We start from the raw sequence: 14,929 nt of genomic DNA, 5'->3' as shown, positions 1-14,929 counted from the left end.
TCCGCGCTCCTTCAAGCATGGCGGCACGATGCCGGCGCCGACGAAACGCCCACGCCGGCATCGACTTCAAGGCGCGGCCTTGCCCTGCTCCTTCGGCGCGGCGTTCTTCACATACTTGTCGAACCAGGTGAGCATCTCGTACACCTCCTGCTCGTTCGACTCCATCGCCGTATACCAGTGCGGCTCGTGCGGCAGCATCACCAGGCGCGTGGTGCCGCCCAGGCCGCGGATGGCCTGGAACAGCTTGGGCGACTGCACCGGCTCGGTGCCGGGGTTGGCGTCGTCCATGCCGTGCATGATCAGCAGCGGCGACTTGATCTTGTCGGCATTGAAGAAAGCCGAAGCCTGCTCGTACACCTGCGGCGCCTGCCACAGCGAGCGGCGCTCGTTCTGGAAGCCGAACGGGGTGAGGTCCTTGTTGTAGCCGCCGCTGGTGGCGACGCCGGCGCGGAACAGATCGGTATGCGCGAGCAGGTTGGCGGTCATCAGCGCGCCGTGGCTGTGGCCGGTGACGCCGATGCGCTCGCGGTCGACCACGCCCAGCTCCACGGCCTTGTCCACCGCGGCCTGCGCGTCCATCACCAGTTGCTCGACATAGGTGTCGTACGCGGTGCGCGGATCGCCGACGATCGGGAACGACGCGTTGTCGATGATGGCGTAGCCCGACAGCAGCAGCAGGCGATAGCCGCGCAGCAGATCGAACTTCTGCTGCGATCCGCTCACCTGCCCGGCCTTGCTCGGGTCGGCGAAGTCCTGCGGATAGGCATACAGCACGGCCGGCAGGCGCGTGCCTTCCTTGTAGCCCGGCGGCGTGTACAGGGTGAACGACAGTTCCACGCCATCCTTGCGCTTGTAGGTGACCAGCCGCTTGGCGATGCCGCGCACCTGCGGCGTCGGGTCGGCGATATGCGTGATCGCCTCGCTGCTTGAAGCGAACACCGCTTCGCCCGGCTTGGCGTCGCTCACCGGCGCGCCCAGCGCATGCAGGAACAGGTTCGGCGGCTCGGCCGGCGACTGCCGCGCGGTGATGAAGCGCTCGCCGCCCGGCAGCACCGCCAGCGCGCTTTCGTAGTGATCCGCGCCGTCGCCGCGGAACAGGCGCTCGGTGCGCCCGCTGGACAAGGCGTAGCGGTCGAGGAAAGGCCGGTCCCCCTGCGGCGTGCCGCCGGTGCCGGCCAGGTAGACGTAATCGCCTTCCTGCCGCACCACGCGCGCACCGTTCGGCAGCTGCTGCATCAGCAGCGAGCCGGGCTGCTTGTAGTTCTCGTCCATCGAGTAATCCCACACCGTGCGCGCGGGCTTCGAGGGATGCGCGACGTCGATGCGCGTGATGCGGATCCAGCGCTTGTTGGCGTCGTACTCGTAGACGAAGGGCTCGTCGCCCTGCGCCAGCCAGCGCATGCCGCTGTAGCGCTGGGTGGTGCGCGCCACTTCCTGCGGCTTGCCGCTGAACGGCGCGCTCCACAGCATTACCTTGTCACGCTGCGGGACATTCACCTTCCAGTCGCCCTGGTCCAGCGCCTCCGGCCATACCAGGGTGGCCGGCGCGTTGGCGCGCCAGTCGAAATCGCGCGGCCCCACCGGCACGCCGCGCACCGGCACGCGGTCGGCCACCGGCAGCGAAGCGATCGCGGTGGACTGGCCGGTGCGCACGTCGAGCACGCTGACGTCGCGGGCAAAACGCTCGTAGGTGGTGACGTACGAGTACGGCTTCTTCAGCGTTTCCACCAGCACGTGCTCGCCATCCGGCGCGCCGGACACACCGGCGAGCACGCCCGGCTTGCCCACCGCCTTGACGCTGCCGCTGGCCGCGTCGACCACGGCAAGCTGCGCGGTGCCGTAGTACTCGAACAAGGCTTCGTCTTCGGGACTGCCCAGCGTGTCGCGGGCTTCGTAGGTGCTGCTCTCGCCCTTGCCGCCGATCGATTCCTTGATCTCCGGCCCGGAGGTCTCGCTCACCTTCGGCGCGGCGCCGAGATTCGCCGGCACCTGCTTCACCAGCAGCGAATCGCTGCCGTGCAGCCATTGCACGTCGTCTTCCATCACCGGGTTGAGCCACACGCCTTCCACGCGGCGCACCTGGCCGGTGAGCGCATCGCCCAGCCACAGCTCGGTGCGTTCCTTCGTGGTGTTGGCGAAGGCGAAGCGGCGGCCATCGGGCGACCACTGCGGCGCGCTCGGGCAGGCGTCGGCCGGCAGCGTCACCGGCAGCTGCTTGTGGCTGGCCACGTCTTCCACGGTGAAGCTCTTCAGGCAGGTGCGGATGCCGTAGCCGCTCGACGCATCGTGCCGCGCATGATTGGCCGGCTCGATGCGCAGGCCGGCGAGCTTGAGATAAGGCTCGGCCACGCGCGCGATCGGCGGGTACTGCGACTGCTCGACCAGCAGCATGCGCGAGCGGGTGGGGTCGAGCATCGGGATCGCCGGCAGCGGCGCGTGCATCAGGCCCAGCAGCGGCTCGGGCGGCTTGTCGTAGCCGGCCAGCACGGCGGCGGGCAGGCAGGCGAGCAAGGCGGCGGCAAGGGCGAGTGCCCTGGGGTTGGCGGACGGCATCGTGCGGTCTCCTGGAGGGGCGCCCCGAATGGCGGGCGCGACCGTAGGAAGTTACACCGCTGCGAGCAGCGGCACCGCCATGCTGTTAGTCATGTAGGGGGAAGCCGCGGCGCCGCGTTCAAGCGCCGGGCGTGAGCTCGAATTCGATCCAGGCCGGATGGTCCTGCGTCTGGCCTTCGACGGCCTTGACCGTGAGCGTGGCGCTGCCGACCTGCAGCCGGTCGCCCGCTTTCACCACCTGCTGCCGGATCTGCTGCGCCGGCACGCTGTCGCGCGGGAAGGCGGCGGTCAGCCACTCGACGGTGGCGCTCTGCGGCGCGTGCTTGTCCGGCGTCCATGCCAGCACGCGCAGGTCGTAGGCGGCTTTCACTTCCGGCCCGCCGATGCGCAGCCGGCCTTCCTCGCTGGCGAACACCGTATTGGGCGAACCCGCACGCGCCGCTTCGGCGTCGATCGCCACATGGCCCTGGCGGTCGCTTTCGCTGGGCGTGGCGAGCTTGCTCACGCGATGCAGGCCGTCGGCCAGCGGCAGCAGCATCTTCTCGCCCAGCACCATGGTGCTTTCGACGTGCATCGGCGCGTCGCGCATTTCGATCAAGGTGGCGCGCGCGCCGGGCATCGCGCCCTGGAACGGCGGCGGCGTGGCGACGATGGACGACACGCCCACGCGCGAGCGGCCGATCACGCCGGCGCGACCGCGGAGGATCTCGATGTCTGCGGGGACTTGCGCCGAGGCGGCCTGGTGCTGATCGCTGGAGCTGGACATGGATTTCCCTGCCTGCGTCGACCCTGCGGAAGTGCCGGCCGAAAGTAGCAGCAGCGCCGCGAACGCGACAAGGCGCCCCGCGCTGGGGCGCCTCGCCTTGAACTGGCCTGCATCGATGACGTTCATCGGTCGAGCTTGCCACGCGGTTTGTCGATGGCGGATGACCGCCATCACAGCGCGGCGCATGGCTCAGGCGTTGCCGATCTCCACTTCATCGATCGAACCGTCGTTGATCTGGTCGAGCGGGATGTTCTGCGGCTGATCGAAACCCCAGGGATTGCGCAGCTCCAGATACTTCTTGCCATCCGGCCCGGTGCACACGCCGGTCACCGTGTAGGCATGGCCACCCACCAGGCCATGCGGATTCTTGCCGGCTTCCATGCCGGCCTGGTCGCCGTCGGATTCGGGCGTGGCGATGGTCACCAGCTTGCCGTCCTTCAGCGCCTGCTCGATCTTGCCGGCACCGTCCTTCGGCGAATAGGCATCGGCGCTCTTGCCGGTCAGCGCGGTCATCGCGTCGGCGGGATGGCCGCCGTTGCCGATCGCGTCGTAGCCGCCCTGCATCTTGGCGTAGGCCGCTTCCAGCACCTCCGGCCACTTGGCGGTGCCGTCGCTGGAGCTGGTGCCGTTGGACGGCAGGTCCTTGTCGCTGACGGTGATCTTCACGTCGTGATAGTCGTCGCCGAACAAGCCCCACAGGTTGCCGGCGCTGTTGTCCTTCTGGTGCGGGAAAGTCACGGTGAAGGTGCCATTGCCGTTGTCGTGGATCATGTTCTTGATCTGATCCGGATGCTGCTGCGCCAGCGCCGCGATGCTCGCGTCGAAATAGCAGTCGCCGTAGCCTTCCTGCTTCACGTCATTGGGATTGGGCTGGCTGCTGTTGGAGAAGTCCGGCTGGCCATTGGCACTGTTGTAGAGCGAGCGGTTCGGCGCGCTGTTGTCGGGGCCGATCTTCGGATCCAGCACCGGGTTGTGTTCGGCCAGGCCGAGGAAGCGCTGGATATCGACACCGGCGAACGCGACGTTGACGCTGGACATGATCTTGCTCCGGACCGTGGAAACCCTGTGCATCGCATGAAACCCGATGGGCCGCCGCACGGCCTAGCTAGGTCGATCCCTACCTAGGGCCACCCCCAGGTCATGCTGTAATGCCCGCTTTGGCGAGCGGAGCCCAGGGATGGCCTTGCGGGTGGTGGTGATCGGCGCGACCGGCGTGTTCGGTTCGCGCGTGGCGCAGCGGCTGGCGCGCGATGCGCGCTTCGAACTGGTGCTGGCCGGGCGGCGGCGCGACGCATTGGAAGCGATGCGCGCGTCGTTTGAAGATCCCTCCGTCCGCATCGCCACGCTCGACACCGGCGATGCGCGCTTCGCCGCGGCGCTCGCCGCGCTGCAGCCGCAACTGGTGATCCACACCGCCGGCCCGTTCCAGGGCCAGGACTATCGCGTGGCGGAAGCCTGCCTCGCCGCGGGCAGCGACTATGTCGACCTGGCCGATGGCCGCGGCTTCGTCACCGGCATCGAACGCCTGCACGAACGCGCGCTGGCGGCGGGGCGACTGCTGGTCACCGGCGCCTCCAGCGTGCCGGCCTTGAGCGCCGCGGCCGTGGATGCGCTGCTGCCGCGCTTCGCCATGCTGGAAACGATCGAGCACACCATCAACCCCGGCAACCGGACGCCGCGCGGCGACGCCACGGTGGCGTCGATCCTGGGCTATTGCGGCCGTCCGATCCGCGTATGGCGCGATGGGCGCTGGCAGGTGACGCATGGCTGGATGGACAGCCGCATGCAGCGCTTTCCTTTCGGCCGGCGGCGCGTGGGCGCGTGCGAGATTCCGGACCTGGATCTGTTCCCCGCGCGCTATCGGCAGGTACGCACCGTGATGTTCCGCGCCGGCCTCGAACTGCCGCTGCTGCAAGGTGGCACCTGGTGCGCGGCGGTGCTGGTGCGGCTGGGCTTGATCCGCAACTTGGCCGCGTATGCGCCCGCACTGCGGCGCTTCAGCGAGCTGTTTCTGCGCTTCGGCTCCGAGGTGGGCGGCATGACGGTGGAGCTGGGCGGCATCGCCGCCGATGGGCGTCCGCTGAAACTGCGCTGGTGGCTGAGCGCGGACGCGGGCGACGGCCCGCAGGTGCCGGTGACGCCTGCCGTGGTGCTGGCGCGCCGCATGGCGGATGGACGGATCGACGCCAAAGGCGCGACGCCATGCGTGGGCCTGCTGACACTGGAACAGATCGAAGCGGGTTTCGACGGCTATGCGCTGCGCACGGGCGTCGAAACGTTCGAGTAAGTCAGTCGATGTCGAGCCAGCCGCGGTAGGCGATCAACTGCCCGAGCAGCGGCAGGCGCGTATCGATATGGAACACGTAGCGCCCGTCTTCCGCGAGGCTGCGGGAGAACACGCTGCCGAACATGGCACGCGGCAGCGGCAGTCCGAGCAGTCGGCCCTGCTGCAGTTGCCAGTCGATCGCGTCGCCGTCGCGGCGCAGGGCGAAGTACAGCGAGACCGGGCCGAGGCGTTCGCGCAGACGCGTGCCGTCCGTGGCGCGTTCCAGGGTGGAGCGCATGCGGCCGTTGGCGAAGCTGCGCGTCCAGGTTTCGCGCCCTTCCGCGCGTTCGATGCTGAGCGCGATGGCCTGGTCCGCACCGGGTTCCGGCAGGCCGAGCACGCGGCGCAGCAGGCGCGCGAAGGGATGGCGTGCGCCGTCGACCTGCGCCACGCCGTGCGCGCTCAGCGAAGCCGCGCCGCCGTGCATGCGCCGCACCGGCGCGGCGAGCAGCGGCCAGTCGGCCGGACCGATCAAGACGGGGAAGAGAGGCTCGGGCATCGCGCGATCATCCGTGGCTAGTACGTGGCGGACAAGCGCCCATAAAAAAAGCCCGCCGATCGGCGGGCTTTTTTATGTCGACAGGCGCCGCGCTTAAGCCGCGCCGCTCACCGCATAACCCTTCAGGCGCTGCGCGAAGTCCTGCAGCACGCGGATGCCGCTCTGCTCGGCTTCGGCGATCCACTGCTGCAGACCCTTTAGGCTCTGCTCGGCGCCGCGCTGTTCCATCAGTTCGGCCAGGCGGGTGCGGAAATCGCACACGGTGCGCAGGGTCGGGCGCTTGGCCAGGGCAGCCTGCAGGCGCTCGCGGCCTTCGTTGTCCAGCCAGCGGCCACCGTCGGCCAGCGAGCGGCGCATGCGGCGCGGCATCGCCTTGAGGCTTTCGCCGGCGTGCTGGGCTTCGTCGCGCAGGGTCGGCACGATCACGCCGCGGTAGTAGTCGGTCATCGCCTGGAAGCGATGGGTGAGCACGGCCTTCAGCGTCTCGGCGTCGGGCAGGTGCACGTTCGGGCGGATGTCCAGGGTGGGCGCCACGCGCATCACCTTGGCCAGGCCCACCGCGCGCAGGGCGCAGATCACCGCCCAGCCGATATCGAACTCCCACTTGCGCAGGGCGAACTTGGCGGAGCTGGGGAAAGCGTGGTGGTTGTTGTGCAGCTCTTCGCCGCCGATCCACACACCCCACGGCGCCAGGTTGGTGGCCGTGTCGGCGCTCTCGAAGTTGCGGTAACCCCACCAGTGGCCAATGCCGTTGACGAAGCCGGCGGCCCAGAACGGGATCCAGATCATCTGCACGGCCCAGATGGCCGCGCCGATCACGCCGAACAGCGCCAGGTCGATCAGCAGCATCAGGGTCGGGCCCCAGTAGGGGTGGCCGCCGAACAGCTTGCGCTCGATCCAGTCATCCGGGGTGCCGCGGCCGTACTTCTCCAGGTCTTCCTTGATGTAGCTGGCGTCGCGGTACAGCGACACGCCGTCCCAGAACACCTTCTTGATGCCGTAGATCTGCGGGCTGTGCGGATCTTCCTCGGTCTCCACCTTGGCGTGGTGCTTGCGGTGCACGGCCACCCACTCCTTCACCACCATGCCGGTGGTGAGCCAGCCCCAGAAGCGGAAGAAGTTGGCCAGGGCGGGGTGGAAGTCCACGCCGCGATGGGTCTGGCTGCGGTGCAGGTACAGCGTCACCGTGAAGATGGTGAGCTGCGTCATCACCAGCAGGAAGACCAGCATGGCGACCCAACTGGCCCCGGTGAGGCCGTTGGACAGGAAGTTCAGCACTGCGTCGAGCATGGGAAACACTCAGTAGGGTGAAAAGTCAGTCTAATCGAGGGTTTCCGTACCCACCAGCATGGGAAATCATGCCTGCGCCACGATGCCGCAGAACGTGTTTCAGCGCGCAAGAACGCCCCCGCCGTCTGTTCAAACGGTGGGGGCGCCGTGACAATCATGCAATGACTCTGCCATACCCCCTGTTAAAGCTTGATCAGGTTCGGCGCCTGCGCGCCGGGCGTCCGGCCGTGGAGCGTCTCAGCCTGACGCTGGACCGCGGCCAGATCCTTGGCCTGCTGGGCGTCAACGGGGCGGGCAAGTCCACCACGCTGGCCATGATCGCCGGTGCGCTCCAGCCGCACGAAGGCCATATCGAACTGGACGGAGAGGTGTTCGCCGAGCACCCGGAACGGGCCCGCGGGCTGATCGGCTGGCTGCCCGAACGTGCCCCCCATTGGCCGGAACTGACCGTTTTGGAACATCTGCAAGCCCATGGCCGCCTGCGCGGATTACGCGCCAGCGGACTGAAGCAGGCCTGCGAGTCCACCATCGAGCGCCTGGAACTGGCCCCGCTGCTGCGCCGCCTGGCCGGGGTGCTGTCGCAGGGCCAGCGCCAGCGGCTGGGCCTGGCCTGCGCGGTGCTGCACAAGCCGAAGCTGCTGGTGCTGGACGAACCCGGCAATGCGCTGGACCCGGTCCAGGTGGCCGCGCTGCGCAAGGTCATCCGCGAGGAAGCCGCCGCCGGCGCCGCGGTGATCCTGTCCACCCACCTGCTGGCCGAAACCACCGCCGTGTGCGACCGCGTGGCGATCCTGCACGAGGGCCAGCTGCGCCACGATGCCGCGCTGGACGGCGGGCACGAGGCGCTGGAACAGACGTTTTTCGAGATCGCGATGAGCGGGAAGGACCAGGCCGCATGAGTTCGACGTTGTCCGTGGCCCGCCTTGAGCTGCGCCGCCTGCTGGTCCGTCCCCTGGCCTGGGTGCTGGCCGCGCTGACCCTGGCCCAGCTGGCCTGGCGCTTCGTGCTGCTGCTGGGCAGCTTCCTCGACAACCAGGTGAAGCTGGCCGCCCTGCCCGGCGGCCCCGGCTATACCGACCTGGTCGGCGTCCCGCTGCTGGGCAGCACGCTGACCATGGGCGTGCTGCCGTTCGGCCTTACCGAGCTGGCCCTGCTGGTGGTGCCGCTGCTGACCATGTCGACCCTGGCCGGCGACCGCGCCAATGGCACCCTGCCCCTGCTGGCCTCCAGCGGCACCTCGCCGGCGGCCATCGTGCTGGGCAAGTACCTGGCCGTGCTGCTGTGGCTGCTGGGCTGGCTGGCGCTGACGGTGGCCATGCCGCTGAGCCTGGCGCACGGCACCGAACTGGACTGGGGCAAGTTCGCCGCCGCCGTGCTGGGCCTGGCGCTGACGCTCGCCGCGCTGGGCGCGCTCGGCGTGGCCTGCTCGGCCTTCGCCTCGCTGCCGGCCGTGGCCGCCACCGCCAGCCTGACGCTGGGGCTGGCGCTGTTCACCGCCAACCTGGCGGCGCAGAAGGCCGGCATCGGCAACGGGCTGTGGAACTGGCTGTCGCTGAGCACGCATCTGGAAGCCCTGCTGCGCGGCCTGGTGTCCAGCGCCGACCTGGCCTGGTTCGCGCTGGTGATCGCCATCGCGCTGACGCTGGCGATACGCCGCGTCGCCGCCGACAAGGAGCGTGGCTGATGCGACTGACCGGAACCCTGCGCGGCTGGCTGTTCGCGCTGGCGCTGTTCGCCGCCGCGGGCGCGGCCGGCTACCTCACGTATCGCCACGACTACGTCGCCGACTGGAGCCACGACAGCCGCTCCAGCCTCTCACCCGAAAGCCGTGCCGTGCTCGACGCGCTCAAGGGCCCGGTCGAGATCGTCAGCTATGCGAACCCGCAGGGCGACCTGCGCCAGACGGTGGCCAGCTTTATCGAGCGCTACCGCCGCTTCAAGCACGACCTCACCCTGCGCTTCGTCGATCCGCAGCAGGACCCTGCGAAGATGCGCGAGCTCGGCATCACCGTCGACGGCGCGCTGATCCTGCACTACGGCAACCGCGAGGAGCGCCTGGACGAGCTGTCCGAACGCAGCCTCACCAATGCGCTGGAACGCCTGGCGCGCGGCGGCGAGCGCATCGTGGCCTTCGTCACCGGCGACGGCGAGCGCCGCGCGGACGGCAAGGCCAACGCGGACCTGGGCATGTTCATGACGCAGCTGGAAAGCCGCGGCATGCGCGCGGTGCCGCTGAACTTCGCGCAGGTGACCGCGGTGCCGCAGCACACCGACCTGGTGGTGCTGGCCGGACCGACGCTGGCGCTGCCGCAAGGCGCGGTAAAGGCGCTCACCGACTACGTCGCCGCCGGCGGCAACCTGCTGTGGCTGACCGAGCCTTCCAACGACGACCTCGGCCTGCAGCCGCTGGCCGATGCGCTGGGCGTGCACGTGCTGCCCGGCGTGCTGGTGGACGGCCAGGGCGCCGCGCTGGGCCTGAAGGACCCGCGCCTGATCACCGTGGGCAGCTATCCCGTGCACGCGATCACCCGCGGCCTCACGCTCACCACGCTGTTCCCGCAGGTGTCGGCACTGGCGCTGGCGCGCCGCGGCGAGTGGGAAGTGCAGCCGTTCCTGCGCTCGGGGCCGCAGAGCTGGACCGAATTCCAGCCGATCGGCAACGACGGCAGCAGCAGCATCCGCTACGACGCCGATGCCGGCGAGCTGAAAGGCCCGCTCGATTTCGGCCTGACCTTCGCGCGCCTCTCGCCCAGCCCGGACAAGAGCGAGCAGCGCGTGGCGATGATCGGCGACGGCGATTTCCTCTCCAACACGTTCCTCGGCAACGGCGGCAACCGCGCGCTGGGCGAGCGCGTGTTCGACTGGCTGCTGGGCGACGACGCCCTGGTCAACCTGCCGCCGCGCGGCGCGCCGGATCGCGCGATGCAGCTCAGCCAGGGCCAGTTGAACGCGGTCACGTTCGGCTTCCTGCTGGCGCTGCCGCTGGGCCTGCTGCTGCTCGGCGGGCTGATCGCCTGGCGCCGGCGCCGCGCATGAAGCGCGGCACGCTGGTGTTCGTGGCGATCGCCGCAGCGCTGCTGGCCGGCGCCGGCTGGCAATGGCGGCACGACCGCGCGCAGGCGCTGGGCAGCCTGCTCGATCTCGATCCGGCCGCGGTGCAGCGCATCGACCTGGCCTGGCACGGCGGCGTCACCGAGCACTACGCCAGGCGCGACGGCCACTGGCAGGCCGTCGACGGCACCACCCTGCCGGTCGACGAAGGCCGCCTGGAAGATCTCGCCGCCACCGCCGCCGCGCCGGTGCAGAGCTGGCGGCCGCTGGCGGAATTCGATCCGGCGAAGATCGGCCTGGCGCCGCCGCCGGTGGTGCTGACGCTGGACGGGCAGGCGCTGGGTTTCGGCGAAGTCGCCGTCACCGGCCCGCTGCGCTACGTGCGCGCGGGCGATCGCGTGGCCCTGGTCCCGGTACGTTTCACGCCGCGCCCGGCCAAGGCGAACACCGCCAAGGCGCCCTGAGCGCGCACCGGCCTGCGTATGATGCGGGGCACCTTGCATGCCCCGGCGACCTCCCCATATCCGAGGCATTCCCGTCATCCTCCCTGGGAGCATCCGCATGAATCGTTCGGTCGAGCAACCTGTCATCGGCGTCGTCGGCATGGCCGTGATGGGCCGCAATCTCGCGCTCAACATCGAGAGCCGCGGCCACACCGTGGCCATCTACAACCGCAGCCGCGAGAAGACCGACGAGGTCATGGCCGAGCATCCGGACAAGCGCCTGGTGCCCAGCTACAGCGTGCAGGACTTCGTCGACTCGCTGCAGAAGCCGCGGCGCATCCTGCTGATGGTGAAGGCGGGCGAACCCACCGACGCCACCATCGCGGAACTGAAGCCGCTGCTGGATAAAGGCGACGTGCTGATCGACGGCGGCAATACTTTCTTCCAGGACACCATCCGCCGCGAACGGGAATTGAACGACGCCGGCCTGCACTTCATCGGCACCGGCGTGTCCGGCGGCGAGGAAGGCGCGCTGCACGGACCGTCGATCATGCCGGGCGGCCCGCGCGATGCGTACGACCTGGTGGCGCCGGTGCTGACCGAGATCGCCGCGCGCGCGCCGGACGGCGAACCCTGCGTGGCCTACATGGGCCCGAACGGCGCCGGCCATTACGTGAAGATGGTGCACAACGGCATCGAGTACGGCGATATGCAGCTCATCTCCGAGAGCTACGCCGTGCTCAAGCAGGTGCTGGGCTTGTCCAACGAAGAGCTGGGCAAGGTCTATACCGACTGGAACCAGGGCGAACTCGACAGCTATCTGATCGCCATCACCGCCGACATCTTCGGCAAGAAAGACCCGGATACGGGCAAGGCCATGGTCGACATCATCCTCGACCGCGCCGCGCAGAAGGGCACCGGCAAGTGGACCAGCCAGAGCGCGCTGGACCTGGCCGTGCCGCTGCCGCTGATCACCGAATCGGTGTTCGCGCGCCTGCTGTCCGCGCTGAAGGACGAGCGCGTCGCCGCGAGCAAGGTGCTGGCCGGTCCGGACGCGAAGCCGTTCGCGGGCGACCGCGCGGCGTTTATCGAATCGGTGCGCCGCGCGCTGTACCTGAGCAAGATCGTCTCCTATGCGCAGGGTTTCGCGCAGCTGCGCGCGGCTTCCGACGAGTACAAGTGGAACCTGCCCTACGGCACCATCGCCAAGATCTTCCGCGCCGGCTGCATCATCCGCGCGCGCTTCCTGCAAAAGATCACCGACGCCTACGCGCGCGACGCGGCGCTGGCCAACCTGCTGCTCGATCCGTACTTCCGCGATATCGCCGCGCAATACCAGCAGGCGCTGCGCGACGTGGTTTCCGCCGCGGTGCAGGCCGGCGTGGCGGTGCCGGGTTTCGCCTCGGCGATCGCCTACTACGACAGCTACCGCGCCGAGCGTTTGCCGGCGAACCTGGTGCAGGCGCAGCGCGATTACTTCGGCGCGCATACGTTCGAGCGCGTCGACCGCCCCGGCAGCTTCCACGCCGACTGGTCCTGAGCAGCTCGCGCCGTGCCTGAACTGCCCGAAGTCGAAACCACCCGGCGCGGCATCGCCCCGCATCTGATCGGCCGGCGCATCACCTCGGTGGTGCTGCGCCGGCCGGATCTGCGCTGGCCGATTCCGCCGGAGATCGGCGAGCTGTTGCCGGGGCAGCGCATCGAGGACGTCGAGCGCCGCGCGAAATACCTGCTGCTGCATACCGCCGCAGGCAGCGCGCTGCTGCATCTGGGCATGACCGGCGTGCTGCGCGTGCTGCCGGCGGATGCGCCGGTGGGCAAGCACGACCACGTCGATCTCGGGCTGGAAGCCGCCACCACCGGGGCGCGCGTGCTGCGCTTCACCGACGCGCGGCGCTTCGGCTGCCTGCTGTGGCAAGCGCCGGACACCACCCACGAACTGCTGGAAAACCTCGGCCTGGAACCGCTCACCGACGACTTCGACGGCGACCTGCTATGGCGGATGTCGCGCGGCCGCACGGCGGCGGTGAAGCTGTTCCTGATGGACAACGCCGTGGTGGTGGGCGTGGGCAATATCTATGCGAGCGAGGCGCTGTTCGCCGCCGGCATCGATCCGCGCCGCGCGGCCGGTTCCGTCTCGCGTGCGCGCTATGCGCGCCTGGCCGCCGAGGTGAAGCGCATCCTGGCCTGGGCGATCGAGCGTGGCGGCACCACGCTGCGCGACTTCATCAATCCGGACGGCATGCCCGGCTACTTCGTGCGCGAGCTGCAGGTGTACGGCCGCGAAGGCGAGCCGTGCCGGACCTGCGGCACGGCGATCCGCCAGGTGGTGCTGGGGCAGCGTTCGACGTTCTGGTGCCCGCGCTGCCAGAAATAAACTCCGGCCCGCAACGTCCGGCGTAGTCCGGCGTAGGTTGGGGTGAGCGCAGCGGACCCCAACGATGCGCTGCGTTTGAAGGTCGCCACGTTGGGGTTCGCTGTGCTCACCCCAACCTACCCCGGCGGCGAGGATCAATGCGGCCAGCGGAATTCGACGTAGGTGTTGTAGAACGGCGCTTCCACCGCGCTGCCGCCGAGCTTCGCCACGAAGCCGCGCATGCCGTCGGCTTCCAGCGCCTGCCCGTCGGCGAAGTGCGCACCCAGCGCCTGCATCTCCGCCAGCCGCTCGCACAGCATGCCGGCGCGGTCGCTGTCGCCTTCGGGCACATGGCGCAGGCTCACGTCCGGACGGCCGAACTTGCGCATGCCGCGGGTGCGGATCCAGTAGCCGTCGCCGTTGTCTTCGTCGTCGCGCAGGATCAGCAGGTGGTTGCGGATCGGCGCGCCGTCGCGCACCAGGTAATGGCTGCGCCACGCATCGGCGCCGAACAGCGTGACGATCTGCGGATCGAGCACGGCCACGCCGCCGATATCGAGCAGGCCCGCCACCACGCCCAGGGTGTCGCGCAGATAACCCACGTCGCCCTGGTCCGGCAGGGTGCCGCGCAGGATCATCACCTGCGGCGCATCCACCGCGGCGCGGTAGGCGTCAGGCGCTTCTTCCTTGAACAAACGGCCGAGCTCGCCCTTGAGCGGATAGCCCTCCCACGAGCGCAGCGCCGAATGATGGTGGTTGCTCACCTCGATGCCGTGCGGCAGGCCGTCGCTGCCGTAGGGTGCGGAAGGCACGCGCACGTTCTGGAAATTCCCGAACACGTAGTAGTGCAGGTAGATCTCCTCGCCGCCGGGATGCCAGTGGGGACGCTGCCAGGCGGGGATGCGGATCGGTGCATTCATGGGGAATTCCTTGTGGTGGGCGGCCATGCCGCGCCGCGGGTCAGTGTTCGCCCAGCGGCAAGACCGGCTGCTGCAATTCGATGCGGCCGTGGCCTTCGGTGATCTTCTTGAATTCGGCGCGGCTGACCGAGACATAGCGGTCGTTGCCGCCGATCTCAACCTGCGGGCCTTCGGTGACGGCGCGGCCGTGTTCGTCCACGCGCACCACCATGGTGGCCTTGCGGCCGGTATGGCAGATGGTCTTGATCTCTTCCAGGTTGTCGGCCCAGGCCAGCAGATAGCGGCTGCCCTCGAACAGCTCGCCGCGGAAATCGGTGCGCAGGCCGAAGGCGAGCACCGGGATGTTGAGCTTGTCCACCACGTCGCTGGCCTGCCACACCTGCGCCTTGGCGAGGAACTGCGCCTCGTCGATGAACACGCAATGCAGCGGCCCGCGCGCGGCGATATCGGCCTCCACCAGCGCCAGCAGGTTTTCGTCGGGGCGGAAGCGCCGCGCATTGGCCTTCAGGCCGATGCGCGAGGCGACCACGCCTTCGCCGTAGCGGTTGTCCAGCGCCGGCGTGAGGATGAGCGTGCGCATGCCGCGCTCGTGATAGTTGTAGGCGCTCTGCAGCAAGGTGGTGGTCTTACCGGCGTTCATTGCCGAATAGTAGAAATAGAGCTTGGCCATGATCGCGCCGGGGCAATAGAAGGCCCGCATGGTAACGCGTGCCAACTGGAGGTTG

At 69.1% G+C, this 14,929-nt stretch carries 14 protein-coding genes; 7 read left to right on the top strand and 7 right to left on the bottom strand.

All coding sequences use genetic code 11. The features are described from left to right. Positions 1-66: 66 nt before the first annotated feature. The 3 genes from FHW84_RS06090 to FHW84_RS06080 all read right to left on the bottom strand — a co-directional run bounded on the left by FHW84_RS06090 (position 67) and on the right by FHW84_RS06080 (position 4,357). Positions 67-2,553, bottom strand: a complete 2,487-nt coding sequence (locus FHW84_RS06090) for a prolyl oligopeptidase family serine peptidase (RefSeq protein ID WP_167253421.1) — start codon at positions 2,551-2,553, stop codon at positions 67-69. Between the two features lie 118 nt (positions 2,554-2,671). After that, positions 2,672-3,319, bottom strand: coding sequence for a hypothetical protein (locus tag FHW84_RS06085; protein ID WP_167253419.1), 648 nt, complete (start codon positions 3,317-3,319; stop codon positions 2,672-2,674). Positions 3,320-3,508: 189 nt separating this feature from the next. Then, the gene (locus tag FHW84_RS06080) at positions 3,509-4,357 is read right to left on the bottom strand and encodes a C2 family cysteine protease (protein WP_167253417.1); all 849 of its coding nucleotides are present in this window, start codon (positions 4,355-4,357) and stop codon (positions 3,509-3,511) included. Between the two features lie 139 nt (positions 4,358-4,496). Here FHW84_RS06080 and FHW84_RS06075 point away from each other — a divergent pair, with 139 nt between their 5' ends. After that, complete coding sequence (locus FHW84_RS06075) at positions 4,497-5,606, top strand: saccharopine dehydrogenase NADP-binding domain-containing protein (protein WP_167253415.1); 1,110 nt, start codon at positions 4,497-4,499, stop codon at positions 5,604-5,606. A 1-nt stretch (position 5,607) separates the two neighbouring features. Here FHW84_RS06075 and FHW84_RS06070 read toward each other — a convergent pair whose 3' ends face one another. After that, the gene (locus tag FHW84_RS06070) at positions 5,608-6,144 is read right to left on the bottom strand and encodes a DUF4166 domain-containing protein (protein WP_167253413.1); all 537 of its coding nucleotides are present in this window, start codon (positions 6,142-6,144) and stop codon (positions 5,608-5,610) included. 93 nt (positions 6,145-6,237) lie between these two features. Further along, positions 6,238-7,434 carry a fatty acid desaturase gene (locus FHW84_RS06065; RefSeq protein ID WP_167253411.1) on the bottom strand — a complete coding sequence of 399 codons (1,197 nt, stop codon included), beginning with the start codon at positions 7,432-7,434 and terminating at the stop codon, positions 6,238-6,240. 161 nt (positions 7,435-7,595) lie between these two features. Between FHW84_RS06065 and FHW84_RS06060 the strand changes: the two genes are divergently transcribed. From FHW84_RS06060 to mutM, 6 genes are all read left to right on the top strand, one after another. Then, complete coding sequence (locus FHW84_RS06060; RefSeq protein WP_167253409.1) at positions 7,596-8,333, top strand: ABC transporter ATP-binding protein; 738 nt, start codon at positions 7,596-7,598, stop codon at positions 8,331-8,333. Further along, positions 8,330-9,118 carry an ABC transporter permease gene (locus tag FHW84_RS06055; protein WP_167253407.1) on the top strand — a complete coding sequence of 263 codons (789 nt, stop codon included), beginning with the start codon at positions 8,330-8,332 and terminating at the stop codon, positions 9,116-9,118. Before FHW84_RS06060 ends, FHW84_RS06055 begins: the two co-directional genes overlap by 4 nt. Further along, positions 9,118-10,470, top strand: coding sequence for a GldG family protein (locus FHW84_RS06050; protein ID WP_167253405.1), 1,353 nt, complete (start codon positions 9,118-9,120; stop codon positions 10,468-10,470). Before FHW84_RS06055 ends, FHW84_RS06050 begins: the two co-directional genes overlap by 1 nt. Next, positions 10,467-10,949, top strand: a complete 483-nt coding sequence (locus tag FHW84_RS06045; RefSeq protein WP_167253403.1) for a hypothetical protein — start codon at positions 10,467-10,469, stop codon at positions 10,947-10,949. Before FHW84_RS06050 ends, FHW84_RS06045 begins: the two co-directional genes overlap by 4 nt. Before the next feature lie 97 nt (positions 10,950-11,046). Further along, positions 11,047-12,468: an NADP-dependent phosphogluconate dehydrogenase gene (gene gndA / locus FHW84_RS06040; protein ID WP_167253401.1), complete on the top strand. Its 1,422-nt coding sequence runs from the start codon at positions 11,047-11,049 to the stop codon at positions 12,466-12,468. A gap of 12 nt (positions 12,469-12,480) precedes the next feature. Beyond that, a complete protein-coding gene (mutM, locus tag FHW84_RS06035; RefSeq protein WP_167253399.1) occupies positions 12,481-13,305 on the top strand; it encodes a bifunctional DNA-formamidopyrimidine glycosylase/DNA-(apurinic or apyrimidinic site) lyase in 825 nt (274 codons plus the stop codon). Positions 13,306-13,439: 134 nt separating this feature from the next. Here mutM and FHW84_RS06030 read toward each other — a convergent pair whose 3' ends face one another. Next, the gene (locus tag FHW84_RS06030) at positions 13,440-14,204 is read right to left on the bottom strand and encodes a hypothetical protein (protein WP_167253397.1); all 765 of its coding nucleotides are present in this window, start codon (positions 14,202-14,204) and stop codon (positions 13,440-13,442) included. Positions 14,205-14,244: 40 nt separating this feature from the next. Beyond that, positions 14,245-14,874 (bottom strand): thymidine kinase, encoded by a 630-nt coding sequence (locus FHW84_RS06025; RefSeq protein WP_167253802.1) that lies wholly within the window; start codon positions 14,872-14,874, stop codon positions 14,245-14,247. Positions 14,875-14,929: the final 55 nt, after the last annotated feature.

Origin of the sequence: Dyella sp. SG562 (assembly GCF_011759495.1) — a bacterium.
GTDB classification, from domain to species: Bacteria; Pseudomonadota; Gammaproteobacteria; order Xanthomonadales; family Rhodanobacteraceae; genus Dyella_D; species Dyella_D marensis.
The sequence above is the reverse complement of the archived record's forward strand: the minus strand, read 5'-3'. Positions and strand labels throughout refer to the sequence as shown.